Annotated in this window: 16 protein-coding genes; 10 read left to right on the top strand and 6 right to left on the bottom strand. The window is 62.7% G+C overall.

Features of this window, described 5'->3' with window-relative positions; all coding sequences use genetic code 11:
- Nucleotides 1-18: 18 nt before the first annotated feature.
- On the top strand, nucleotides 19-1,947 hold the full coding sequence (locus OO258_RS12965) for an ATP-binding cassette domain-containing protein (protein WP_110745800.1): 1,929 nt from the start codon (nucleotides 19-21) through the stop codon (nucleotides 1,945-1,947).
- A gap of 128 nt (nucleotides 1,948-2,075) precedes the next feature.
- On the opposite strand, the gene OO258_RS12960 is transcribed toward OO258_RS12965, so the two are convergent.
- Entirely contained in the window at nucleotides 2,076-2,516 is a 441-nt protein-coding gene (locus OO258_RS12960; RefSeq protein WP_266030868.1) for a universal stress protein, read from the bottom strand.
- 110 nt (nucleotides 2,517-2,626) lie between these two features.
- Between OO258_RS12960 and OO258_RS12955 the strand changes: the two genes are divergently transcribed.
- The 7 genes from OO258_RS12955 (at nucleotide 2,627) to OO258_RS12925 (ending at nucleotide 10,949) form a co-directional block, all read left to right on the top strand.
- Entirely contained in the window at nucleotides 2,627-3,064 is a 438-nt protein-coding gene (locus tag OO258_RS12955) for a hypothetical protein (protein WP_266030866.1), read from the top strand.
- Between the two features lie 563 nt (nucleotides 3,065-3,627).
- Nucleotides 3,628-5,775 carry a fatty acid oxidation complex subunit alpha FadB gene (fadB, locus tag OO258_RS12950; RefSeq protein WP_266030864.1) on the top strand — a complete coding sequence of 716 codons (2,148 nt, stop codon included), beginning with the start codon at nucleotides 3,628-3,630 and terminating at the stop codon, nucleotides 5,773-5,775.
- A 31-nt stretch (nucleotides 5,776-5,806) separates the two neighbouring features.
- Nucleotides 5,807-6,982, top strand: a complete 1,176-nt coding sequence (gene fadA / locus OO258_RS12945) for an acetyl-CoA C-acyltransferase FadA (RefSeq protein ID WP_010953128.1) — start codon at nucleotides 5,807-5,809, stop codon at nucleotides 6,980-6,982.
- A 77-nt stretch (nucleotides 6,983-7,059) separates the two neighbouring features.
- A complete protein-coding gene (locus OO258_RS12940) occupies nucleotides 7,060-7,311 on the top strand; it encodes a DUF1653 domain-containing protein (RefSeq protein ID WP_110745797.1) in 252 nt (83 codons plus the stop codon).
- Nucleotides 7,312-7,412: 101 nt separating this feature from the next.
- On the top strand, nucleotides 7,413-10,022 hold the full coding sequence (gene topA, locus OO258_RS12935; protein ID WP_266030862.1) for a type I DNA topoisomerase: 2,610 nt from the start codon (nucleotides 7,413-7,415) through the stop codon (nucleotides 10,020-10,022).
- A 127-nt stretch (nucleotides 10,023-10,149) separates the two neighbouring features.
- Complete coding sequence (locus tag OO258_RS12930; RefSeq protein ID WP_266030859.1) at nucleotides 10,150-10,665, top strand: DUF6586 family protein; 516 nt, start codon at nucleotides 10,150-10,152, stop codon at nucleotides 10,663-10,665.
- Between the two features lie 50 nt (nucleotides 10,666-10,715).
- A complete protein-coding gene (locus OO258_RS12925) occupies nucleotides 10,716-10,949 on the top strand; it encodes a hypothetical protein (protein WP_003248777.1) in 234 nt (77 codons plus the stop codon).
- Between the two features lie 64 nt (nucleotides 10,950-11,013).
- Here OO258_RS12925 and sulA read toward each other — a convergent pair whose 3' ends face one another.
- Together sulA and lexA are read right to left on the bottom strand one after the other, a co-directional pair.
- A complete protein-coding gene (gene sulA, locus OO258_RS12920) occupies nucleotides 11,014-11,490 on the bottom strand; it encodes an SOS-induced cell division inhibitor SulA (RefSeq protein ID WP_266030857.1) in 477 nt (158 codons plus the stop codon).
- Nucleotides 11,491-11,503: 13 nt separating this feature from the next.
- Nucleotides 11,504-12,112, bottom strand: coding sequence for a transcriptional repressor LexA (gene lexA / locus OO258_RS12915; RefSeq protein ID WP_110745794.1), 609 nt, complete (start codon nucleotides 12,110-12,112; stop codon nucleotides 11,504-11,506).
- Between the two features lie 216 nt (nucleotides 12,113-12,328).
- Between lexA and OO258_RS12910 the strand changes: the two genes are divergently transcribed.
- Nucleotides 12,329-13,036 carry a TetR/AcrR family transcriptional regulator gene (locus OO258_RS12910; RefSeq protein ID WP_266030855.1) on the top strand — a complete coding sequence of 236 codons (708 nt, stop codon included), beginning with the start codon at nucleotides 12,329-12,331 and terminating at the stop codon, nucleotides 13,034-13,036.
- Between the two features lie 84 nt (nucleotides 13,037-13,120).
- Nucleotides 13,121-14,119: a beta-N-acetylhexosaminidase gene (gene nagZ, locus OO258_RS12905; RefSeq protein ID WP_266030991.1), complete on the top strand. Its 999-nt coding sequence runs from the start codon at nucleotides 13,121-13,123 to the stop codon at nucleotides 14,117-14,119.
- Nucleotides 14,120-14,879: 760 nt separating this feature from the next.
- Here the strand turns inward: nagZ and OO258_RS12900 are convergent.
- The 3 genes from OO258_RS12900 to mfd are packed head-to-tail and all read right to left on the bottom strand — an operon-like array spanning nucleotide 14,880 to nucleotide 22,233.
- Entirely contained in the window at nucleotides 14,880-18,197 is a 3,318-nt protein-coding gene (locus OO258_RS12900) for a DEAD/DEAH box helicase (protein ID WP_266030853.1), read from the bottom strand.
- Nucleotides 18,198-18,201: 4 nt separating this feature from the next.
- Nucleotides 18,202-18,774 carry a CsiV family protein gene (locus OO258_RS12895; protein ID WP_266030851.1) on the bottom strand — a complete coding sequence of 191 codons (573 nt, stop codon included), beginning with the start codon at nucleotides 18,772-18,774 and terminating at the stop codon, nucleotides 18,202-18,204.
- A 9-nt stretch (nucleotides 18,775-18,783) separates the two neighbouring features.
- Nucleotides 18,784-22,233, bottom strand: coding sequence for a transcription-repair coupling factor (gene mfd / locus OO258_RS12890; RefSeq protein ID WP_266030849.1), 3,450 nt, complete (start codon nucleotides 22,231-22,233; stop codon nucleotides 18,784-18,786).
- Nucleotides 22,234-22,287: the final 54 nt, after the last annotated feature.

The following is a 22,287-nucleotide window of genomic DNA, read 5'->3' as shown; positions in this document are numbered from 1 at the left end:
CGATTTATGGAGACCAACATGACCCTGCTCAAATTCAGCGATGTGTCCCTCGCATTCGGCGCGATGCCGCTGCTGGACAAAGTGTCCTGGCAGATCGCTCGTGGCGAGCGGGTGTGCATCATCGGCCGCAACGGCACCGGTAAGTCGAGCATGCTGCGCCTGGTCAAGGGCGAGCAGAAGGGCGACGACGGCGAAATCTGGCGTGCCCCGGGCCTGAAGATCGGCGAGCTGCCCCAGGAGCTACCGGTGGCCGACGAGCGTACGGTGTTCGACGTGGTGGCTGCTGGCCTGGATGGCGTGGGTGAGCTGCTGGCGCAGTTCCATCACCTGAGCATGAATATCCAGGGTGACGAAGACCTGGAAAAGCTCATGCACGTCCAGCACGAGCTGGAAGCCCGCGACGGCTGGCGCCTGCAGCAAGTGGTGGAAAGCACGCTCAGCCGCCTGCAACTGCCGGCCGACAAGACCCTGGCCGAACTGTCCGGTGGCTGGCGCCGCCGCGTGCTGCTGGCCCAGGCGCTGGTGTCGGAGCCCGACCTGCTGCTGCTGGACGAGCCAACCAACCACCTGGACATTGGCGCTATCGCCTGGCTCGAAGAGGCCCTGCGTGGCTTCAACGGCGCGGTGCTGTTCATCACCCACGACCGTTCCTTCCTGCAGAACCTCGCTACACGCATCCTTGAGCTGGACCGTGGTGGCCTGATCGACTGGAACGGCGACTACGCCAGCTTCCTGGTGCACAAGGAGGCCGCGCTGGCCGCCGAAGAAACCGCCAACGCGTTGTTCGACAAGCGCCTGGCCCAGGAAGAAGTATGGATCCGCCAAGGCATCAAGGCTCGCCGGACCCGTAACGAAGGCCGCGTGCGTGCGCTCAAGGCCCTGCGTGTAGAGCGTGGCGAGCGCCGCGAGCGTCAGGGCAAGGCCAATATCCAGATCGAAGCGGCCGACAAGTCCGGCAAGCAGGTGATGGTGCTGGAGAACGTCAGCTTCCATCACGCCGACGGCCCGCTGCTGGTAAAGGACTTTTCCATGGTCCTGCAGCGCCAGGACCGTATCGGCCTGCTGGGCGCCAACGGTACCGGCAAGACCACCTTGCTCAAGATGATGCTGGGCGACCTTGAGCCTACAGCGGGCAAGGTGGAGCGTGGTACCAAGCTGGAAGTGGCCTATTTCGACCAGATGCGCCACCAGCTCGACCTTGAAAAGACGGTAATCGACAACCTCGCCGAAGGCCGCGACTTCATTGAGATCGATGGCCAGAATCGCCACGTGCTGAGCTACCTGGGCGACTTCCTGTTCAGCCCTCAGCGTGCGCGCACGCCGGTCAAGGCGCTGTCGGGCGGTGAGCGTGCGCGGCTGCTGCTGGCCAAGCTGTTCAGCAAGCCCGCCAACCTGCTGGTGCTTGACGAACCGACCAACGACCTGGATGTGGAAACCCTCGAGCTGCTGGAAGAAGTGCTGTCCAACTACAAGGGCACCGTGCTGATGGTCAGCCACGACCGGGCCTTCCTCGACAACGTCGTCACCAGCACCCTGGTGTTCGAAGGCGAAGGCAAGGTGCGTGAGTACGTCGGTGGCTACGAGGACTGGATTCGTCAGGGTGGCTCGCCGAAACTGCTGGGCGTAACCGAGAGCAAGGGCGGTAAGTCGGCGCTCAACAGCGCGGTGGTGGAGAAGGTCGAGGTCAAGCCTGAGCCTGTCGCGGCGCCGGTGGTGGAAGAAGCTTCGAAGAAGAAGCTGAGCTACAAGCTGCAGCGTGAGCTGGAGATGCTGCCGGGGCAGATCGATGAGCTGGAGCAGCGCATGGCTGAAGCCCAGGAAGAAGTGAATGCGACTGGCTTCTACCAGCGGCCGATCACAGAAACCTCGGCGGTGCTGGCGAAGATCGAGAAGCTACAGGGCGAGCTGGATGCGCTGGTAGAGCGCTGGGCCGAGCTGGAAGGCTGAGCAGATTTCAACCTGTACCGGCCTCTTCGCGGGGCAAGCCCACTCCCACAGATACATCACACGCCTCAAGGCCAGTGATTTACCTGTGGGAGCGGGCTTGCCCCGCGAAGAGGTCGGTACAGGTTGAATCAATCCTTCTTCAGCAAGCGGACCGCCAGCACGTCGCACGGCGCACCGTGTAGCACATCATTGGCCGTGGACCCCAGCAGCAACGCCAGGCCATGACGGCCATGGCTGCCCACCACGATCAGGTCGCACTTTTGCTCCTTGGCCAGCTGGTGGATTTCCTGGCGCGGTTGGCCGTAGGTCAGGTGCGAATCGCCACGCTGGATGTCCGTGTACTTGTTGAACAGGCGTTCCATGCGCTCCTTGGCTTGGTCGAACTGCTGCTGTTGCAGCTGCGACAGGTCCATCGGCACATCACCGCCGAATGCCATGGCCATAGGCTCGACGATATGCACCAGCGATACCTTGGCGTTCGAAGGTTTGGCGAGCGCCATGGCGCGCTTGATCACCGGGTCGCATTCTTCGGTCAGGTCGACGGCGACCAACAAATGTTCGTATTCCATGAGCGGTACTCCTGGCAATCGCGATAGAAGAAGTATGGTCGCTTTCGGGCGGGTCTTCCGTGAAAAATGGCTAACCAGCTCATTTGCAACGCTTTATGGGATCTACAGATATGACGATATTGCTGGTGGTGTCAATCCTTGCGCTGATTCTCAGCCCGCTCTCCTGGCTGCGCAGTTCGCGCAAGCAGAGCGAGCAGATGCAGTTGCGCCTGGAGGCTCGGCGCATGGGCCTGGCCATGCAGTTGGCGCCACAGCAGTGGCCGCACTGGATGGAAAAGGAGCCACCAAGCCCCTGCCCGCAGTACCACCGGGCCCGGCGCCGGGGGCATGAAGACAGCTTCAGTTTCTGGCAGGTCAGCCCAGGGGTGTGGTGGAACCAGTGGCGCGAACCCTGCCAGGACCCACGTTTCATGGAGGCCCTGGGGCGCTTGCCGGCCACTGTGTACAAGGTCGAGGCCGATGCGCGAATGATTGCCCTGTACTGGACCGAGCGCGGTGATACGGCTGTGTTGCGGGATGTTGCCTACGTCCTCGAAACCTTGGCCTGAGTTCTGCTTTTGCATGGCCCTCCTGCTTCGCGGGTAGGCCCGCCCCCGCAGTGTCGGCGTTCAGCCCGGTAAAACTGCTCTTCAACGACAAAGCGGCGGCTTGGCATACCCCTGAAGGGGTGGGGTGCCAAGTCGCCGCTTTGCGTTCTGCTGTCGCAGAAAAGGCCAGGCAGGCCGGGTATTCATTCAAGCAAGTGCCAGTGTAGCCGTCCACGGTTGCCGCGCAAGGGCAAAGTTGCAACGATTTTCAAGTCGTTGCGGTCAATCGCTGACATGAATGGTCGGCGATCACTGTCATCATGTTTTGTACCGGGACGATAGAAAATGACCGGAAAGTCGCGTTTTCCTCGTGCTTGCGAGCATTTGACAACGTCGGTCTTTTCGGAGAATGTGTGCACACCCAAATCAAACGGGCGTATGAATTGAGCGTTTGTATGTCATGACGCCAAGCCATACTTCCGACTAGCGCGCTGACGGGTGTGCCTGGGGCGGGGCAGTTAGGCCTGCTTTTGCTGCAGCGATCGGCGTGTACAGTTCAGCTTCCATATCGTGGAGATCAGTTGATGATTTACGAAGGTAAAGCCATCACGGTTAAGGCTCTTGAAAGTGGCATCGTCGAGCTCAAGTTCGACCTCAAGGGTGAGTCCGTCAACAAGTTCAACCGCCTTACCCTGAACGAGCTGCGCCAGGCCGTCGACGCCATCCAGGCCGACGCCTCGGTCAAGGGCGTGATCGTCAGCAGTGGCAAGGACGTGTTCATCGTCGGCGCCGATATCACCGAGTTCGTCGACAACTTCAAGCTGCCCGAGGCCGAACTGGTCGCCGGCAACCTGGAAGCCAACCGCATCTTCAACGCCTTCGAAGACCTCGAAGTGCCGACCGTTGCGGCCATCAACGGCATCGCCCTGGGCGGTGGCCTGGAGATGTGCCTGGCGGCCGACTACCGCGTCATGTCCAATACCGCCAAGATCGGCCTGCCGGAAGTCAAGCTGGGTATCTACCCGGGCTTTGGCGGTACGGTGCGCCTGCCGCGCCTGATCGGCTCGGACAATGCCATCGAGTGGATCGCCTCCGGTAAGGAAAACCGCGCCGATGACGCCCTGAAAGTCGGTGCCGTCGATGCCGTGGTTGCCCCTGAGCTGCTGCAGGCCGGCGCCCTGGACTTGATCAAGCGCGCCATCAGCGGCGAGCTGGACTACAAAGCCAAGCGCCAGCCGAAGCTGGAAAAGCTCAAGCTCAACGCCATCGAGCAGATGATGGCCTTCGAGACTGCCAAGGGCTTTGTCGCCGGCCAGGCCGGGCCGAACTACCCGGCCCCGGTCGAAGCCATCAAAACCATCCAGAAGGCCGCCAACTTCGGCCGCGACAAAGCCCTGGAAGTAGAAGCCGCGGGCTTTGCCAAGCTGGCCAAGACGTCGGTTGCCGAGAGCCTGATCGGCCTGTTCCTGAACGACCAGGAGCTCAAGCGCAAGGCCAAGGCGCATGACGAAATCGCCCATGACGTGAAGCAGGCCGCCGTGCTCGGTGCCGGCATCATGGGGGGTGGCATCGCCTACCAGTCGGCGGTCAAGGGCACTCCGATCCTGATGAAGGACATTCGCGAGGAAGCTATCCAGCTGGGCTTGAACGAGGCTTCCAAGCTGCTCGGCAACCGCGTCGAGAAGGGCCGTCTGACCCCGGCCAAAATGGCCGAGGCACTCAACGCCATTCGCCCGACCCTGTCCTATGGTGATTTCGCCAATGTCGACATCGTCGTCGAAGCCGTGGTCGAGAACCCTAAGGTCAAGCAGGCCGTGCTGGCTGAAGTGGAAGGGCAGGTGAAGGACGATGCGATCCTTGCCTCCAACACGTCGACCATCTCCATCAACCTGCTGGCCAAGGCGCTTAAGCGCCCGGAAAACTTCGTCGGCATGCACTTCTTCAATCCGGTGCACATGATGCCGCTGGTGGAAGTGATCCGTGGCGAAAAGTCCAGTGAAGTGGCGGTCGCCACCACCGTGGCCTACGCCAAGAAAATGGGCAAGAACCCGATCGTGGTCAACGACTGCCCGGGCTTTTTGGTCAACCGCGTGCTGTTCCCTTACTTCGGCGGTTTCGCCAAGCTGGTCAGCGCCGGTGTCGACTTCGTGCGCATCGACAAGGTCATGGAAAAGTTCGGCTGGCCGATGGGCCCGGCCTATTTGATGGACGTGGTCGGCATCGACACCGGCCACCACGGCCGAGACGTCATGGCCGAAGGCTTCCCGGACCGCATGAAGGACGAGCGCCGCTCGGCGGTCGATGCGCTGTACGAGGCCAACCGCCTGGGCCAGAAGAACGGTAAGGGCTTCTACGCCTACGAAACCGACAAGCGCGGCAAACCGAAGAAGGTCTTCGATGCCACCGTGCTCGACGTGCTCAAACCGATCGTGTTCGAGCAGCGTGAAGTCACTGACGAAGACATCATCAACTGGATGATGGTCCCGCTGTGCCTGGAGACCGTGCGTTGCCTGGAAGACGGCATCGTCGAGACCGCTGCCGAAGCCGACATGGGTCTGGTCTACGGCATTGGTTTCCCTCCCTTCCGCGGTGGTGCGCTGCGTTACATCGACTCGATCGGTGTGGCCGAATTCGTCGCCTTGGCCGATCAGTATGCCGACCTGGGGCCGCTGTACCACCCGACCGCCAAGCTGCGTGAAATGGCCAAGAACGGCCAGCGCTTCTTCAACTGAGCGGTCAACGAGCTAGAGCGAGAGATTTGATATGAGCCTGAATCCAAGAGACGTGGTGATTGTCGACTTCGGTCGCACGCCAATGGGCCGCTCCAAGGGTGGCATGCACCGCAATACCCGCGCCGAAGACATGTCGGCGCACCTGATCAGCAAACTGTTGGAGCGCAACGGCAAGGTTGACCCGAAAGAAGTCGAGGATGTGATCTGGGGTTGCGTCAACCAGACCCTGGAGCAGGGCTGGAACATCGCCCGCATGGCTTCGCTGATGACCCCGATCCCGCACACCTCTGCGGCGCAGACGGTCAGCCGCCTGTGCGGCTCGTCCATGAGCGCGCTGCACACCGCCGCCCAGGCGATCATGACCGGTAACGGCGATGTGTTCGTGGTCGGTGGCGTGGAACACATGGGCCACGTCAGCATGATGCACGGCGTAGACCCCAACCCGCACCTGTCCTTGCATGCCGCCAAGGCTTCCGGGATGATGGGCCTGACTGCAGAAATGCTCGGCAAGATGCACGGCATCACCCGTGAGCAGCAAGACCTGTTCGGCTTGCGTTCGCACCAGCTGGCCCACAAAGCCACGGTCGAAGGCAAGTTCAAGGACGAGATCATCCCGATGCAGGGCTACGACGAGAACGGCTTCTTGAAGGTGTTCGATTTCGACGAGACCATTCGCCCGGAAACCACCCTCGAAGGCCTGGCATCGCTGAAGCCTGCGTTCAACCCCAAGGGCGGTACGGTCACGGCCGGTACTTCGTCGCAGATTACCGACGGCGCCTCGTGCATGATCGTCATGTCCGGTCAGCGTGCCATGGACCTCGGTATCCAGCCATTGGCGGTGATCCGTTCGATGGCAGTGGCCGGTGTCGACCCGGCAATCATGGGCTATGGTCCGGTGCCATCGACCCAGAAAGCCCTCAAGCGTGCCGGCCTGACCATGGCCGATATCGACTTCATCGAGCTCAACGAAGCCTTTGCTGCACAGGCCCTGCCAGTGTTGAAAGACTTGAAAGTGCTCGACAAGATGGATGAGAAGGTTAACCTGCACGGCGGCGCCATTGCCTTGGGCCACCCGTTCGGTTGCTCCGGGGCGCGCATTTCCGGCACCCTGCTCAACGTCATGAAGCAGAATGGCGGTACCCTGGGGGTGGCGACCATGTGCGTCGGCCTTGGTCAAGGTATCACCACTGTCTTCGAACGCGTCTGATCGCGTAGCGGGACAGCAGCCGGGGCCATGTGCCCCGGTTTTGTTTTTTTCAGGTTTTTTTCAAGAGGGTGGGCAACATGCAGATACAGCCAGGCATCTACCGGCATTACAAAGGGCCTGAGTACCGTGTCTTCAGTGTTGCGCGGCACTCGGAGAGCGAAGAGTGGATGGTGTTCTACCAATGCCTGTATGGTGACTACAGCTTCTGGGTACGGCCACTTTCGATGTTCCAGGAGTCCGTCGAGGTTGACGGCGAGCAGGTGCCACGCTTTGCTTTGGTCAACGCCGAAGAAGGGCTGCCTGGCTTGCTGGGCAAGTCGCACGAGTGATCGTTCGAACTTGACCTCACACTTTTGCCACTATATATAGCGGTGCCGCGTCTAGGCACCTGACGCGTTTTTCATCTTCAGATTCAGGAATACTCCGATCCATGGGCAAATCGCTGGTCATTGTGGAATCCCCGGCCAAGGCCAAGACCATCAACAAGTACCTGGGCAACCAGTACGTGGTGAAGTCGAGTATCGGCCATATCCGAGACCTCCCCACCAGCGGTTCGGCCAGCGCAAGCAAAGAGCCGGCCGCCAAGCGTGGCAAGGCCGCGGGTGAGGCTCCGGCCCTGTCGCCGAAAGAAAAGGCCCGTCGCCAGCTGGTCGCACGCATGGGCGTCGACCCTGACCACGGCTGGAAGGCCAAGTACGAGATCCTGCCTGGCAAGGAAAAGGTGATCGAAGAGCTGCGCCGCCTGGCCAAGGATGCTGACACCATCTATCTCGCAACCGACTTGGACCGCGAAGGGGAAGCCATCGCCTGGCACCTGCGCGAGGCCATCGGTGGCGACGACACCCGCTACAAGCGCGTGGTGTTCAACGAAATCACCAAGAAGGCCATTCAGGAAGCGTTCTCGCAGCCAGGCCAACTGGACATCGATCGGGTCAACGCCCAGCAGGCGCGGCGCTTCCTCGACCGCGTGGTCGGCTACATGGTCTCGCCGCTGCTGTGGGCCAAGATTGCCCGTGGCCTGTCTGCCGGCCGTGTACAGTCGGTGGCGGTGAAGCTGGTGGTTGAGCGTGAGCGTGAAATCCGCGCGTTCATCCCTGAAGAGTACTGGGAGATCCACGCCGACCTTGGCACCGCCAAGAACGCCAAGGTGCGTTTCGAGGTGGCGCGCGAGAAGGGCGAGGCCTTCAAGCCGCTCAACGAAGCACAGGCCATGGCGGCGCTGGAGAAGCTCAAGGCTTCCAGCTACAGCGTGGTCAAGCGCGAAGATCGCCCGACCAGCAGCAAGCCATCGGCCCCGTTCATCACGTCCACCCTGCAGCAGGCGGCCAGTAATCGCCTGGGCTTCGGCGTGAAGAAAACCATGATGATGGCCCAGCGCTTGTACGAAGCCGGCTACATCACCTACATGCGTACCGACTCGACCAACCTGTCGGCTGATGCCCTGGATATGGCCCGCAGCTACATCGAGCGCGAGTTCGGCAAGCAGTACCTGCCGGAAGCGCCGCTGGTCTACGGTAGCAAGGAAGGCGCTCAGGAGGCCCACGAAGCGATTCGTCCTTCCGATGTGAACACTCATCCGACCAAGCTCAGTGGCATGGAGCGCGACGCCGAGCGCCTGTACGAGCTGATCTGGCGCCAGTTCCTGGCCTGCCAGATGCCGCCAGCGCAGTACCTGTCCACCAGCGTTACCGTCGCCGCCGGCGATTTCGAGCTGCGTGCCAAGGGCCGTATCCTCAAGTTCGACGGTTACACCCGCGTGCTGCCGCAGCAGAGCAAGCCGGGCGAAGACGACGTGCTGCCAGAGATGGTGCAGGGTGAAGCACTCAAGCTGATCCAGATCGACCCGAGCCAGCACTTCACCAAGCCACCCGCACGCTTCACCGAAGCCAGCCTGGTCAAGGAGATGGAAAAGCGCGGTATCGGTCGCCCGTCGACCTACGCGGCGATCATTTCCACCATCCAGGATCGCGGTTACGTGACCCTGCACAACCGCCGCTTCTACTCCGAGAAGATGGGCGATATCGTCACCGAGCGCCTGTCGGAGAGCTTCTCCAACCTCATGGACTATGGCTTTACCGCCGACATGGAAGAGAACCTCGACGACGTGGCCCAGGGCGAGCGTGACTGGAAAAACGTGCTTGACGAGTTCTACGGCGACTTCAGCAAGAAGCTGCAGACCGCCGAGTCCAGCGAAAATGGCATGCGCGCCAACCAGCCGACCATGACCAACATTTCGTGCAAGGAATGTGGTCGGCCGATGATGATCCGCACCGCTTCAACGGGCGTGTTCCTCGGTTGCTCGGGCTACAGCCTGCCGCCGAAAGAGCGCTGCAAGGCTACCGTCAACCTGGTGCCGGGCGACGAGATTGCCGCTGACGATGAGGGCGAGTCAGAATCACGCGTGCTGCTGGGCAAGCACCGCTGCCCGATCTGCGCCACGGCGATGGATGCCTACCTGCTGGACGAGAAGCACAAGCTGCACATCTGTGGTAACAACCCGGATTGCGCTGGCTACGAGATCGAGGAAGGCAACTACCGCATCAAGGGCTACGAAGGGCCGAGTCTGGAGTGCGACAAGTGTGGTAGCGAGATGCAATTGAAGACCGGCCGTTTCGGCAAGTTCTTTGGTTGCACCAACCCGGCATGCAAGAACACTCGCAAGTTGCTCAAGAGCGGCGAAGCGGCCCCACCGAAGATGGACAAGGTGGACATGCCCGAGCTCAAGTGCGAGAAGGTGGACGACACCTACGTGCTGCGTGACGGTGCTTCGGGGTTGTTCCTGGCCGCCAGCCAGTTCCCGAAAAACCGCGAAACTCGCGCGCCGCTGGTGCTGGAGATCGTGCCGCACAAGCATGAAATCGACCCGAAGTACCACTTCTTGTGCGACGCGCCGCAGAAAGACCCGGACGGCCGCCCAGCGGTGATCCGCTACAGCCGCAAGACCAAGGAGCAGTACGTGCAGTCCGAGGTTGATGGTAAGCCGACAGGGTGGAAGGCTTTCTACGACGGCAATGCCTGGAAGGTTGAAGACAAGCGCTGATCTATCGGTGCTGTAATCTGGGGCCGGTTCGCGCCCCTTCGCGGGCAAGCCTGCGAAGGGGCGCAAACCGGCCCTGATCATTTATGATGCTGGTATCCGCCTTGTAGCCTTATTGGAGGGCACTGAAATGGCCCAGGAAACCTACACCCGTACCAACCAGAAATTGTTCTTCGCCGGCCTCGCCCTGGAGTCCATGGCCAAGGCCGAGCAGAGCCAGGCCATGAATGCCCAGGGCTTGGTCCAGGCCGAGCGCGAGTCGGCGCTGTTTCATCTGTACGGTGCGCTGCTAGGCATGTGCCATGAAATCGGTGCTTTCTACCGCCTGCCGGTTGTGGCAAGCGTCGAGCAGGCTTTGGCGGACGACAGCCTGAACGGTATCGCCATCCCCGAAGTCGCCGAGCTGCTGGAGCTAGCCCGCCAGCGTGAAACCTGGCTGGCGCAAATGCTCGCTGCTTATGCCGATTTGTTCCGACCACCTGTCGCCAGGAAAGCGCCGAAAACTGACGTCACTCAGCCGCTGATCCAGGCTGTGAATCTCGATGAGCCTGAGCATCCAGCGCTTTCGCGTAGCGAGCTGGAGAGCTGGCGCAACAACCTCAAAGGCCTGGTGAGACGTTTCCGCGACGCGTTGAGTGAGTGCTGATAGCCGCAACGGCTGGTACAATACTGGCCTTTCGCGGAGAACTGCCATTTATGTCTACGTCGTTTCTGGAAATTGTCGAGTTGCCTGATGGCCGCATCGAACTGCGTCGCGCCGAGGATGAGGGCTCTCTGGTAACCTTGGATTTCTCGGAAGACGCCAAGGTATTCTTGCAGGGTCAGCATGTGGAAGTGGCCAAGGCCATGCTCAGTGTGGGCGTGCAGATGGCTGGTCGCCTGATGGATGGCGAGCTGGAGCGTGATGAAGGGCCGCGCGTGCTGCACTAGGCTTTACGCCCTCACGGTGCAGCAGCTAATCAGGCTTTTTGAAGTGACAGGCAAAGCCTGAACATCAGCCGAGGCGGATGTTCAGGCTTTGTGCGTTTCCGGTACTGGCAGCGCGCAGCAGTTGCTGGCGTGCAGTGGCATTGACGCTGCCCAGCCAGCTGACCACTGTGTGGCTGAGGCCCAGGCGCAAGGCTTCGCAAGCCAGTTGCAGCGGGCTTTGGTTGCTGCGAGGTTGCAGCAGCAGGATGCGTTCACGGTTGAGGCCGGCATCGCGCAGCCAGGCCTGGGTCAGGCTCGATGGCGGGGCGATCAGGGTCAGCCAGCGGGTCTCGTCTTCTTCGCTCAGCTCGCGCAGTACGGGTGCCAGCAGGCTTTGGCAGTGCACGGGCGTGCCGCGCAGCGACAGTTCACTGAACAGCTCGGGCTGGCTGCTCTTGCGCGCCGCGTCGCTGGCTTTGAGGCCAGGTAGCACGGGTTGGGCGAGGAATGCTTCGAACAATGGCAACTGGGCTTGCTCGGGTGCGTGAAAGAACTGCTGCATGACGCCTCCTGGATCAGCGGCGAATGACGCCGACGCTCAAGCCCTCTATCACCAGTTCCTGTTCTTTCAGGTCGACTTCGATGGGGGCGAATTCGGGGTTTTCGGCCAGCAGCCAGACCTTGCTGCCTTCGCGCTTGAAGCGCTTGACGGTAACTTCGTCGCCGATGCGGGCCACGACGATCTGGCCGTTGCGGGCCTCGCGGCAGGTGTGCACTGCCAGCAGGTCACCGTCGAAGATGCCGACGTCCTTCATGCTCATGCCGTGTACGCGCAGCAAATAGTCGGCCTGGGGGTGGAAGAAGGCAGGGTTGATGTTGCAGGATTGCTCGATGTGCTGTTCGGCGAGAATCGGCGCACCGGCAGCCACACGGCCGATGATCGGCAGGCCGCTTTCTTCGGCCTTGGCTTCGAAACCAGGGATGCGGATGCCGCGGGAGGCGCCCGGGGTCATTTCGATCGCACCTTTGCGGGCAAGGGCCTTGAGGTGTTCCTCGGCTGCATTGGGCGACTTGAAGCCCAGCTCCTGAGCGATCTCGGCGCGCGTCGGCGGGAAGCCGTTGTCTTCCAGGCAACGCTTGATGAACGCGAGAATTTCGGCTTGGCGTGGCGTCAGTTTCAACATGTTGTGCGCTCTGTCTTTTTGTACAGTGACTGGGATTATATACAGTACTGGATGCGCTGCAAGCCAAAAGGCGCAATAAACAGCAGGGGTTGGCACTTGCAGCTGGCCGTCTGGCGCTTTTAAATGGCGACCGCCTGGTCACGGAGCCTTGACAGATGCAGGGCTGAAACGTATGTTTCAAACACCTGTTTGTCTGGCGGAGTAGTCGGAGTAGTCATGGCCCAATCGGAAACCGTTGAACGCATTCTCGATGCTGCCGAGCAGCTGTTCGCGGAAAGGGGGTTCGCCGAGACCTCGTTGCGGCTGATTACCAGCAAGGCCGGGGTCAACCTGGCGGCTGTCAACTATCATTTCGGCTCCAAGAAGGCCTTGATTCAGGCAGTGTTCTCGCGTTTCCTCGGTCCGTTCTGCGCCAGCCTCGAGCGTGAACTGGAGCGGCGCCAGGCCAGGCCGGAGCACAAGCCCAGCCTCGAAGAGCTGCTGGAAATGCTGGTGGAACAGGCGCTGGCCGTGCAGCCGCGCAGCAACAACGACCTGTCGATTTTCATGCGCCTGCTGGGGCTGGCCTTCAGCCAAAGCCAGGGCCACCTGCGGCGCTACCTGGAAGACATGTACGGCAAGGTATTCCGCCGCTACATGCTCCTCGTCAACGAAGCCGCCCCCCGTATTCCCCCGCTGGAGCTGTTCTGGCGTGTCCACTTCATGCTGGGGGCCGCCGCTTTCAGCATGTCGGGTATCAAGGCCTTGAGGGCCATTGCCGAGACCGATTTCGGCATCAACACCTCTATCGAGCAGGTGATGCGCCTGATGGTGCCGTTCCTGGCGGCGGGCATGCGCGCCGACAGCGGTGTCACCGACGACGCCATGGCCACTGCGCAGCTCCGCCCGCGCAGCAAGGCCGGTACTGCCACGGCCAAGGCCTGAAGGCTGGGCGCAGCGGGGCTGCTTGGGCTAAGCTAGCGCCGCTTTTGTTCAGTCTTCAAAGAAGGATTACCCATGACCGTCAGCCTGCAAGGCTCCTTGATGGTGGATATTGCCGGTAAATGGCTGACCGCCGAAGACCGCCACCTGCTGCGCCAGCCTGAAGTCGCTGGCCTGATCATCTTTGCCCGCAACATCGACAGCCCGCGCCAGGTGCGTGAGCTGTGTGCTTCCATCCGCGCCATCCGCCCTGAACTGATTCTTGCCGTCGACCAGGAGGGCGGCCGCGTGCAGCGTCTGCGTCAAGGCTTTGTACGCCTGCCGGCCATGCGCGCACTGGCTGACAACGACAACGCTGAGTACCTGGCCGAGCAGTGTGGCTGGCTGATGGCGACCGAAGTGCTGGCGGTCGGTCTGGACCTGAGCTTTGCGCCAGTGCTCGACCTCGATCACCAGCGCAGCGCCGTGGTGGGTAGCCGGGCCTTCGAGGGTGACCCGCTGCGTGCCACGCAGTTGGCCGGGGCGTTCATCCGTGGCATGAATGCGGCAGGCATGGCGGCCTGCGGTAAGCATTTCCCCGGGCATGGCTGGGCCGAGGCTGACTCGCATGTGGCCATTCCTACCGACGAGCGCAGCCTGGAGCAACTGCGCCAGGCCGATCTGGTGCCGTTCAGCCGCCTGAGCGGGCAGCTGGCCGCCGTGATGCCGGCGCATGTCATCTACCCGCAAGTCGACAACCAGCCAGCCGGCTTCTCGCGGCGCTGGTTGCAGGACATCCTGCGTGGCGAGTTGGGCTTTGACGGGGTGATCTTCAGTGACGACCTGTCGATGGCCGGTGCGCACGTGGTGGGTGATGCCGCCAGCCGTATCGAAGCAGCGTTGAGTGCCGGCTGTGACATGGGCCTGGTGTGCAATGACCGGGCAGCAGCGGAGCTGGCACTGAGTGCGGCGCAGCGGATGAAGGTCAAGCCGTCGCCGCGGATTGCGCGGATGCGTGGTCAGGGCTATGCCCGCACCGACTATCGCCAGCAGCCGCGGTGGCTGGAGGCGTTGGGGGCGTTGAAGGAAGCCCAGCTGGTCGATTGACTGCCTCGGCCTCTTCGCCGGCTAAAGCCGCTTCTACAGGGATTGCGCTAGATTCTAGAAATTGAGCGAGCCAGTTGTTTCCCCAGGTACTGCATCAGCCTCAAGGCTGCGGGGGTGCCTGTGGGAGCGGGCTTGCCCCGCGAAGCATCCAACACACGGTGCATGGCACGGGCTTCGCCCGTGTTCGCGGGACAAGCCCGCTCCCACAGGGATTGCGCTAGCTTCTGGAAATTGAGCAAGCCAGTTGATTCCCCAGGTACCGCATCAGCCTCAAGCCCGCTCCCACAGGGGATTGCGCTAGATTCTAGAAATTGAGCAAAACAGTTGTTTCCCCAGGTACTGCATCAGCCTCAAGGCTGCGGGGGTGCCTGTGGGAGTGGGCTTGCCCCGCGAAGCATCCAACACGGTGGATGGCACGGGCTTCGCCCGTGTTCGCGGGACAAGCCCGCTCCCACAGGGGATTGCGCTAGATTCTAGAAATTGAGCAAGCCAGTTGTTTCCCCAGGTACTGCATCAGCCTCAAGCCTGCGGGGGTGCCTGTGGGAGCGGGCTTGCCCCGCGAAGCATCCAACACGGTGGATGGCACGGGCTTCGCCCGTGTTCGCGGGACTAGCCCGCTCCCACAGGGGATTGCGCTAGATTCTAGAAATTGAGCAAAACAGTTGTTTCCCAGGTACTGCATCAGCCTCAGTCTTGCGGGGTACCTGTGGGAGCGGGCTCGCCCGCGAAGAGGCCAGGATAGGCAGGGCAAAAGGCTGAATTACCGCCCGCGTTTGCCTGGCAATGGCGCAAACAAGGCCTCGATCTCTTCATCCCCCATGCGCCACTGCCCAGCCTGGCCGCCATCCAGCAAGCTGGCCGCCAGCGCTGCCTTTTCCTGCTGCAGCAACTGGATCTTTTCTTCCACCGTGCCCCGGGTGATGAGCTTGAACACGAACACCGGCTTGTCCTGGCCAATGCGGTAGGCGCGGTCAGTAGCCTGGTTTTCGCTGGCCGGGTTCCACCATGGGTCGTAGTGGATCACCGTGTCCGCTGCCGTCAGGTTCAGGCCTACGCCCCCGGCCTTGAGGCTGATCAAAAACACCTCGCTGTCACCCTGCTGGAACTGCTGCACCGGTGTACGTCGGTCGCGGGTGTCGCCCGTCAGCAGGCTGTAGCGGATCTGGCGCTTTTCCAGCTCTTGCTCGATCAATGCCAGCATCGAAGTGAACTGCGAAAACAGCAGTACCCGGCGGCCTTCGCTAAGCAGCTCTTCAAGCATTTCCAGCAGCGCGCCGAGCTTGCCCTTGTCGGCCTGGTTGCCCTTGCTTTCCACGCCCTTGACCAGGCGCAGGTCGCAGCAGACCTGGCGCAGCTTGAGGAGTGCGTCGAGGATGACGATCTGGCTGCGCGCGGCGCCATTGCGGGCGATTTCGTCGCGGACCTTCTGGTCCATGGCCACCCGCACGGCTTCATAGGTGTCGCGCTGGGCGTCGCTGAGTTCGACCCAGTGCACCATCTCGGTCTTGGCCGGCAGTTCGGTGGCCACCTGTTCCTTGGTGCGGCGCAACAGGAACGGGCGGATGCGGCTGGCCAGGTGGGCCAGGCGCTCACTGTCGGCATGGCGCTCGATCGGCGTGCGGTAGTCCTGGTTGAAACGCTTGAGGTCACCCAGCCAGCCGGGCATCAGGAAGTGAAAGATCGACCACAGCTCGCCCAGGTTGTTTTCCATCGGGGTGCCGGTCAGGCAGACGCGCTGGGTGGCCTGCAGTTCGCAGATGGCGATGGCCGCCTTGCTGGTGCTGCTCTTGATGTTCTGCGCTTCGTCCAGGACCAGTACGTGCCAGGCGTGGGCGCGCAGGTGTTCGAGATCGCGCGGCATCAGCGCGTAGGTAGTCAGGACCAGATCGTATTCATGCAGCTTGGCAAAGTGCTTGCTGCGCCCCGGCCCGTGCAGGGCCAGCACGCGCAGGGCGGGGGCAAAGCGTTGGGCTTCGTCCAGCCAGTTGGGGATCAGGCTGGTCGGCATCACTGCCAGCGCCGGCGTGGCGAGGCGCCCTGACTCTTTCTCCAGCAGCAGGTGGGCCAAGGCCTGCAGGGTCTTGCCCAGGCCCATGTCGTCGCCGAGGATGCCGCCGGTGCCCATCTCGCGAAGGGCCTGCAGCCAGTTCAGGCCCTGTTGCTGGTAAGGGCGCAAGCTGGCCTGCAACCCGCCGGGTGGCGCCACTTGCAGGTCGCGGGCGTCACGCAGGCGGCGGCCCAGGTCGCGCACATGCTCGCCACCTTCCCAGTGCAGGGGCAGGCCTTCTATTTCGTTCAGGCGCGCAGCATCGGCGCGCTCCATGCGCAGGCTCGGGCCGGCCGTGGCTTCGTGCAGGTACAGTTCGCCCAGGGTGCCCATGACTGCCTTGATGCGGCCATAGGGCAGGGCTACGCGCAGGGCAGGGGCGTCCAGGCGGCCGCGGTTGAGGTCGATCAGCAAGTGCTCGTCGTCACTGCGCCGGGCCAATTCACTGGGGCGCAGGAGTTCCGGGCTGCTGCGCAGCAGTTGTAGCACGATCGGCAGCAGGCTGTGGCGCTGGCCATCGACCACGATCCCCAGCTCCAGGTCGAACCATTCATGGCCGGGGGCTTCGTCGATGGTCGCGTACCAGTCGTCCACCTCCTGCAGGTTGAAGGCGAAGTCACGATGGATGTCGATAGCCCAGCCGGCCTCACGCAGGCGCGGCAGGCCTTCGCGGGCAAAACGCAGCCAGGCTTCGTCGTCAGTCAGTTGAAACATCTCGCCGGCACTGTCGGGCAGGGCCTTGCTCTGCCGGGTGGCGGGCTTGAAACCGAAGTCGCGCAGTGTCTTGCGCAGCGCGTGTTCAGCCTGGGGCTGGCGACGAATGCGCTGGCTGGTACTGCCCATCAGGCGGGTCAATGGCTTGTCATCGCTGCCGCTGGCTTGCAGGCCGTCATAATCGAACGCCAATGCCGCGCGATGTTGCATTTGCCGTTGCATGCGCCCGGTTTTCGGCATGTAAGCGGTGTATTCGAGGCTGCCAAGGGCAAGCAGTGCCTTTGGCTGGACACCCTCGAGCAATTGTTCCTGCACCGGTGTGGGAGTCGGTACCTTGTGGCTCAGGGCATTGAGTTTGTGGCTGAGGGGTACGACCAGGTGTTCCGGGACATCGGGAGCGATGGTCAGTTGCACGGCAACGTGTGGTTCAAGGCTGTGTTCGACCTTGCCCACTTCGCTTGTCAGCGCATCGAAGTAGTACAGCGGCAGCAGAGGGATCACGCAGCGCAGCACTTCCTCGCCGCTGTACCACAGGCCCCTGTAATTACCGTTTTCCAGGCGTACCCAGCGAAACTCGGCATGGCGCACCGGGCCCTCGCGAAGTGGCGGTAAGTCGACATCGAAGAACATGCGCCCGGTTTCAAGGGCGCGCTGGAACAGTTCGCCACCTTCCAACCCCTTGAGTTTGTAGCCGCGGTCCTGGCCGCCCCCCTGATTCAGGGCCGAAAGCAACCGCAGAATGCGGGTATCTTCTTCGGTTACGAAGCGCGGTGGCTCGTAGAGAAAATCGTAAAGTGACTGAACGCGGCTGAAGCGGATACCGTCTTCACTGCGCGTCCCCTTGCGAACCAGTAACGAGCAGCCGGCATCATCGGTCAGTTGCAGCTGATAGCACACCATGCGCCCGCGTTTGTCGTCGGCTGTGCCGGCTTTGGCTGGCGTCTGTTCCAGGCCGCTCAGCCAGTGTTGCAACTCGGCAGACAAGTTGCCTGGGGTGGCCTGCGCCCCCTGAGTGCCCGAGCTGGGGTCGCTGATGCAGAACAGGACGGCGGCGCAGTGCTTGCAGTTCTGCCGTACAGGGCAATCGCACTCGCCCTGCACGTGACAGCGGCCGCCCGCTACATGCAGGTCGATGGTTTGCTGGTAGATGTTGGCGCCGCTCCCGCGGCAACTGGCTGTAATCGTCTGTTGGTAAATACCCTCCAGTTCGACACGGCCTTCCTCGGCATAGTGCTCACCGCGTTGCAGGGTTGCCTTGCTGAACGACTGGGTCCAGTTCGGGTATGTGTTCACCAGCGCGGCGGCATCTTGCGTCATCCGTTTACTGCTCCATCATCTCCGGGTCCATCACTGGCATTTTCGGCGTACCCGGTGGCGTCACCTTCAGCAGTACCGCCAGGTGCCCGCCGTCGAGGAAGGTCAGCTGGCCGCCCTTGACGTTGCTGTTGCTCTGCTTGAACTGCTCGCTTTGCAGCACGCTGCCGTTACCGTCCAGCTGGTTGACCCAGAAGTTGGCCTCGACCGCTATGAAGCGGCCTTCGGCGATGCTCAGGTTGCCTTCGATGGGGAAGTGTCCGAACTGCTCGGTGCCTTCGCCCAGGGCGACGCGGCTGGGTTCGCTGCCAACCTGCTGCTGCCAGGCCTTGTGCATCAGCACGGTGTAGTCGGCAGTGGCCTCCAGCCGGGTGACTTCGTCTTCCAGCCCAAGGCGGCGTTCGGCGTCCTTCTCCAGGCGCGGGGCGCCGGCGCTCCAGTCTTCCGGGGCGAACGGGCTGGTGAAGGCGGGCACGCTGTTCTGCCGCACCAGAATCATTTCTACCTGATACAAGCCTTCGGCGAAGGCGGCCGGGGCGAACAGCGCCAGCAGCAGGGTCAGGCAACGGATGGCACGCATGGATCTTCCTTAGGCAGGCTGTGGGGTCAGGCGCTCGAACAGCGCCTCCAGGGTATTGAATCGTTCGTCGGGGCGTTCCATCGGCACCAGGAAGCGGAACTGGGTCGCGCCTTCGAACTTGTAACGCTTGGGCTGGCCCTGGATCAGCTTGATCAGGGTCAGCGGGTCGACCGGGGTCTCCGCCTCGAACTCGAGCTTGCCGCCATTGGGGCCGGCATCGACCTTCTTGATGCCGAGCTTTTCCGCGTGCAGTTTCAGCGAAGTCAGGCGCATCAGGTTCTTGGTCGGCTCCGGGAGCAGGCCGAACCGGTCGATCATCTCGACCTGCAAGTCTTTCAGGCCCTCTTCGTCGGCGGCCGAGGCAATGCGTTTGTAGAGGATCAGCCGTGCATGCACGTCGGGCAGGTAATCCTCGGGGATCAGCGCCGGCAGGCGCAGGTTGATCTCCGGGCCACCGCCCAGCGGCTGCTCGAGGTTGGGCTGGGTGCCCTTGCGGATCGCCTTGACCGCGCGTTCGAGCATTTCCATGTACAGGGTGAAGCCCACCGCCTGGATCTGCCCGCTCTGGCCTTCGCCCAGCAGCTCGCCGGCACCGCGGATTTCCAGGTCGTTGGTGGCCAGCACGAAGCCGGCGCCAAGGTCCTGGGTGTTGGCAATCGCCTCCAGGCGCTTTTCGGCGTCGGCGCTGACCTTCTGCCGGGTGGGCGTGAGCAGGTAGGCGTAGGCCTGGTGGTGGCTACGGCCAACCCGGCCGCGCAGCTGGTGCAACTGGGCCAGGCCGAACTTGTCGGCGCGCTCGATGACGATGGTGTTGGCGCTGGGAACGTCGATACCGGTTTCGATGATGGTCGAGGCTACCAGCACGTTGAAGCGCTTGTGGTAGAAGTCACTCATCACCTGTTCCAGTTCGCGCTCGCGCATCTGGCCGTGGCCGATGCCGATACGCGCCTCAGGCACCAGCTCGGCAAGGTCGGCGGCACATTTCTCGATGGTTTTCACATCGTTGTGCAGGTAGTACACCTGGCCACCGCGCAGCAGCTCGCGCAGCAGCGCCTCCTTGACCGTGCTCTTGTTCTGCTCCATGACGAAGGTGCGCACCGACAGGCGGCGTGCCGGCGGTGTGGCGATGATCGACAGGTCGCGCATGCCCGCTACCGCCATGTTCAGCGTGCGCGGAATCGGCGTGGCGGTCAGGGTAAGGATGTCGACCTCGCTGCGCAGGGCCTTCAATTGCTCCTTCTGGCGTACGCCGAAGCGGTGCTCTTCGTCGATGATGGCCAGGCCCAGGTCCTTGAAGCGCACATCGTCCTGCAGCAGCTTGTGGGTGCCGATCAGGATGTCGATCTTGCCTTCGGCCAGGTCGGCCGCTGCGGCAGCCACCTCCTTGGCTGACTTGAATCGGCTCATCACTTCCACCGTCACCGGCCAGTCGGCAAAGCGGTCGCGGAAGCTGTTGTAGTGTTGCTGCGCAAGCAGGGTCGTGGGCACCAGTACGGCGACCTGACGGCCGCTGTGCACGGCAATGAACGCCGCGCGCATGGCCACTTCGGTCTTGCCGAAGCCGACGTCACCGCACACCAGGCGGTCCATCGGCTTGGGCGCCAGCATGTCGGCACGCACGGCCTCGATGGCGGCTTGTTGGTCGGGGGTTTCCTCGAACGGGAAGCCGGCGCTGAAGGTGGCGTAGTCGGCGGACGGGTCGGCAAACGCGTAACCCTTGCGCGCCGCGCGGCGGGCATAGATGTCGAGCAGCTCGGCCGCTACGTCGCGCACCTGTTCCGCGGCCTTGCGCTTGGCCTTCTGCCAGGCTTCCGAGCCCAGTCGGTGCAGCGGTGCCAAGGCATCGTCGCTGCCGGTGTAGCGGGCGATCAGGTGCAGGTTGGCCACCGGCACGTACAGCTTGGCGTTCTCGGCGTATTCCAGGGTGAGGAACTCGGCGGCCTGGCCGTCGATTTCCAGCGTGGCCAGGCCCAGGTAGCGCCCTACGCCATGGTCGATGTGCACCACCGGTGCGCCTTCACGCAGTTCGGTGAGGTTCTTGATCACCGCGTCATTGGCAGTTTCGCCACGTTTGTCACGGCGCCGGCGCTGCATCACCCGCTGGCCGAACAACGGGCTTTCGGCGATCAGGGCCAGGCCTGGGTCGTCCAGCAGCAGGCCTTCGTCCAATGGGGCGATGGTGATTGCCAGGCGCTCGCTGCCGGTAACGAAGTCGTACCAACCGTCTACGGTATGCGGGCGCAGTTTCAGCCGTTCAAGCAGCTCCAGCAGCACTTCGCGGCGGCCCGCCGATTCGGCCGTGAACAGCACGCGGCCGGGGAACTGGTCGAGGAAGTTGGCCAGCTCGGCCAGCGGCTGGTTGGCCTTGGCTTCGATAGCCAGGTTGGGCAGGTCGCGGGCGGGGAAGCGCTCGCGGCCCGCGCCGGGGTCTAGGTCTTCGCTGCTGACCACTACCCGCGGCCATTGCTTGAGCCGGGCAAAGCAGTCCTCCACCGGCAGGAACAGCTCGGCCGGCGGCAGCAGCGGGCGGCTGAGATCGCCGCGGCGGTCTTCGTAGCGCCCGCGCACGTCGTTCCAGAAGTGCTCGGCGGCTTGCTCCACACCGGGCAGCGAGAACACCTGGGTGTCCGCCGGCAGGTAGTCGAACAGGGTCGAGGTTTCTTCGAAGAACAGTGGCAGGTAGTACTCGATACCCGCGGGGATGATGCCACTGGCCAGGTCCTGGAAGATCGCGCTGCGGCGGAAGTCGACGTCGAACCGCTCGCGGAAGCGCGCCTTGAAGCGGGTGACCTCCTCTTTCTGCATCGGGAACTCGCGCGCCGGCAGCAGGCGCACGGAGTCGACCTTGTCGATCGAGCGCTGGGTCTCGGGGTCGAAGGTGCGCAGGGTCTCGATTTCGTCATCGAACAGGTCGATGCGGTAGGGCAGCTTGCTGCCCATCGGGAACAGGTCGATCAGTGCGCCGCGCACGGCGAATTCACCGTGCTCGTAGACGGTATCGACGCAACGGTAGCCGCTGGCCTCCAGGCGCGTGCGCATCTGCTCCACGTCGATGGTCTGGCCCACATCCAGCACCAGGCTGCTGCCCAGCAAGAAACGCGTGGGTGCCAGGCGGTGCAGGGCGGTGGTGACGGGTACCACGAGGATGCCGTGGCTCAGTTCCGGCAGGCGATACAGGCTGGCGATGCGCTGGGAGATGATGTCCTGGTGCGGCGAGAACAGGTCGTAGGGCAGGGTTTCCCAATCCGGGAACGGCAGCACGGGCAGGTCCGGAGCAAAGAAGCGCAGCTCCTGTTCCAGGCGATCGGCGGCCTGGCTGTCGGCTGTCAGCAACAGGGTGAAGCGGCCAGCGCTGCTGGCGGCCTCGGCGATGGCCAGGCTAAGGGCGGCACCGGGCAGGTTGCCCCAGGTTTGTTTGCCGGCCGTGGCCGACATTTGCGGTAGGCGCAGAACTGACACGGGAGATTGCACTCCAAGCGTTGCGGCAAAGAGACCGATTGTACCGGTGACGGT

The sequence above is a fragment of the Pseudomonas sp. DCB_BI genome, from assembly GCF_026240995.1.
In the GTDB taxonomy this organism is placed as follows: Bacteria; Pseudomonadota; Gammaproteobacteria; order Pseudomonadales; family Pseudomonadaceae; genus Aquipseudomonas.
The sequence above is the reverse complement of the archived record's forward strand: the minus strand, read 5'-3'. Positions and strand labels throughout refer to the sequence as shown.

Coding starts and splice junctions, on each gene's coding strand:
- OO258_RS12965 (WP_110745800.1), top strand. CDS start 19: ATGACCCTGCTCAAATTCAGCGATGTGTCCCTCGCATTCGGCGCGATG.
- OO258_RS12960 (WP_266030868.1), bottom strand. CDS start 2,516: ATGGAATACGAACATTTGTTGGTCGCCGTCGACCTGACCGAAGAATGC.
- OO258_RS12955 (WP_266030866.1), top strand. CDS start 2,627: ATGACGATATTGCTGGTGGTGTCAATCCTTGCGCTGATTCTCAGCCCG.
- fadB (WP_266030864.1), top strand. CDS start 3,628: ATGATTTACGAAGGTAAAGCCATCACGGTTAAGGCTCTTGAAAGTGGC.
- fadA (WP_010953128.1), top strand. CDS start 5,807: ATGAGCCTGAATCCAAGAGACGTGGTGATTGTCGACTTCGGTCGCACG.
- OO258_RS12940 (WP_110745797.1), top strand. CDS start 7,060: ATGCAGATACAGCCAGGCATCTACCGGCATTACAAAGGGCCTGAGTAC.
- topA (WP_266030862.1), top strand. CDS start 7,413: ATGGGCAAATCGCTGGTCATTGTGGAATCCCCGGCCAAGGCCAAGACC.
- OO258_RS12930 (WP_266030859.1), top strand. CDS start 10,150: ATGGCCCAGGAAACCTACACCCGTACCAACCAGAAATTGTTCTTCGCC.
- OO258_RS12925 (WP_003248777.1), top strand. CDS start 10,716: ATGTCTACGTCGTTTCTGGAAATTGTCGAGTTGCCTGATGGCCGCATC.
- sulA (WP_266030857.1), bottom strand. CDS start 11,490: ATGCAGCAGTTCTTTCACGCACCCGAGCAAGCCCAGTTGCCATTGTTC.
- lexA (WP_110745794.1), bottom strand. CDS start 12,112: ATGTTGAAACTGACGCCACGCCAAGCCGAAATTCTCGCGTTCATCAAG.
- OO258_RS12910 (WP_266030855.1), top strand. CDS start 12,329: ATGGCCCAATCGGAAACCGTTGAACGCATTCTCGATGCTGCCGAGCAG.
- OO258_RS12900 (WP_266030853.1), bottom strand. CDS start 18,197: ATGACGCAAGATGCCGCCGCGCTGGTGAACACATACCCGAACTGGACC.
- OO258_RS12895 (WP_266030851.1), bottom strand. CDS start 18,774: ATGCGTGCCATCCGTTGCCTGACCCTGCTGCTGGCGCTGTTCGCCCCG.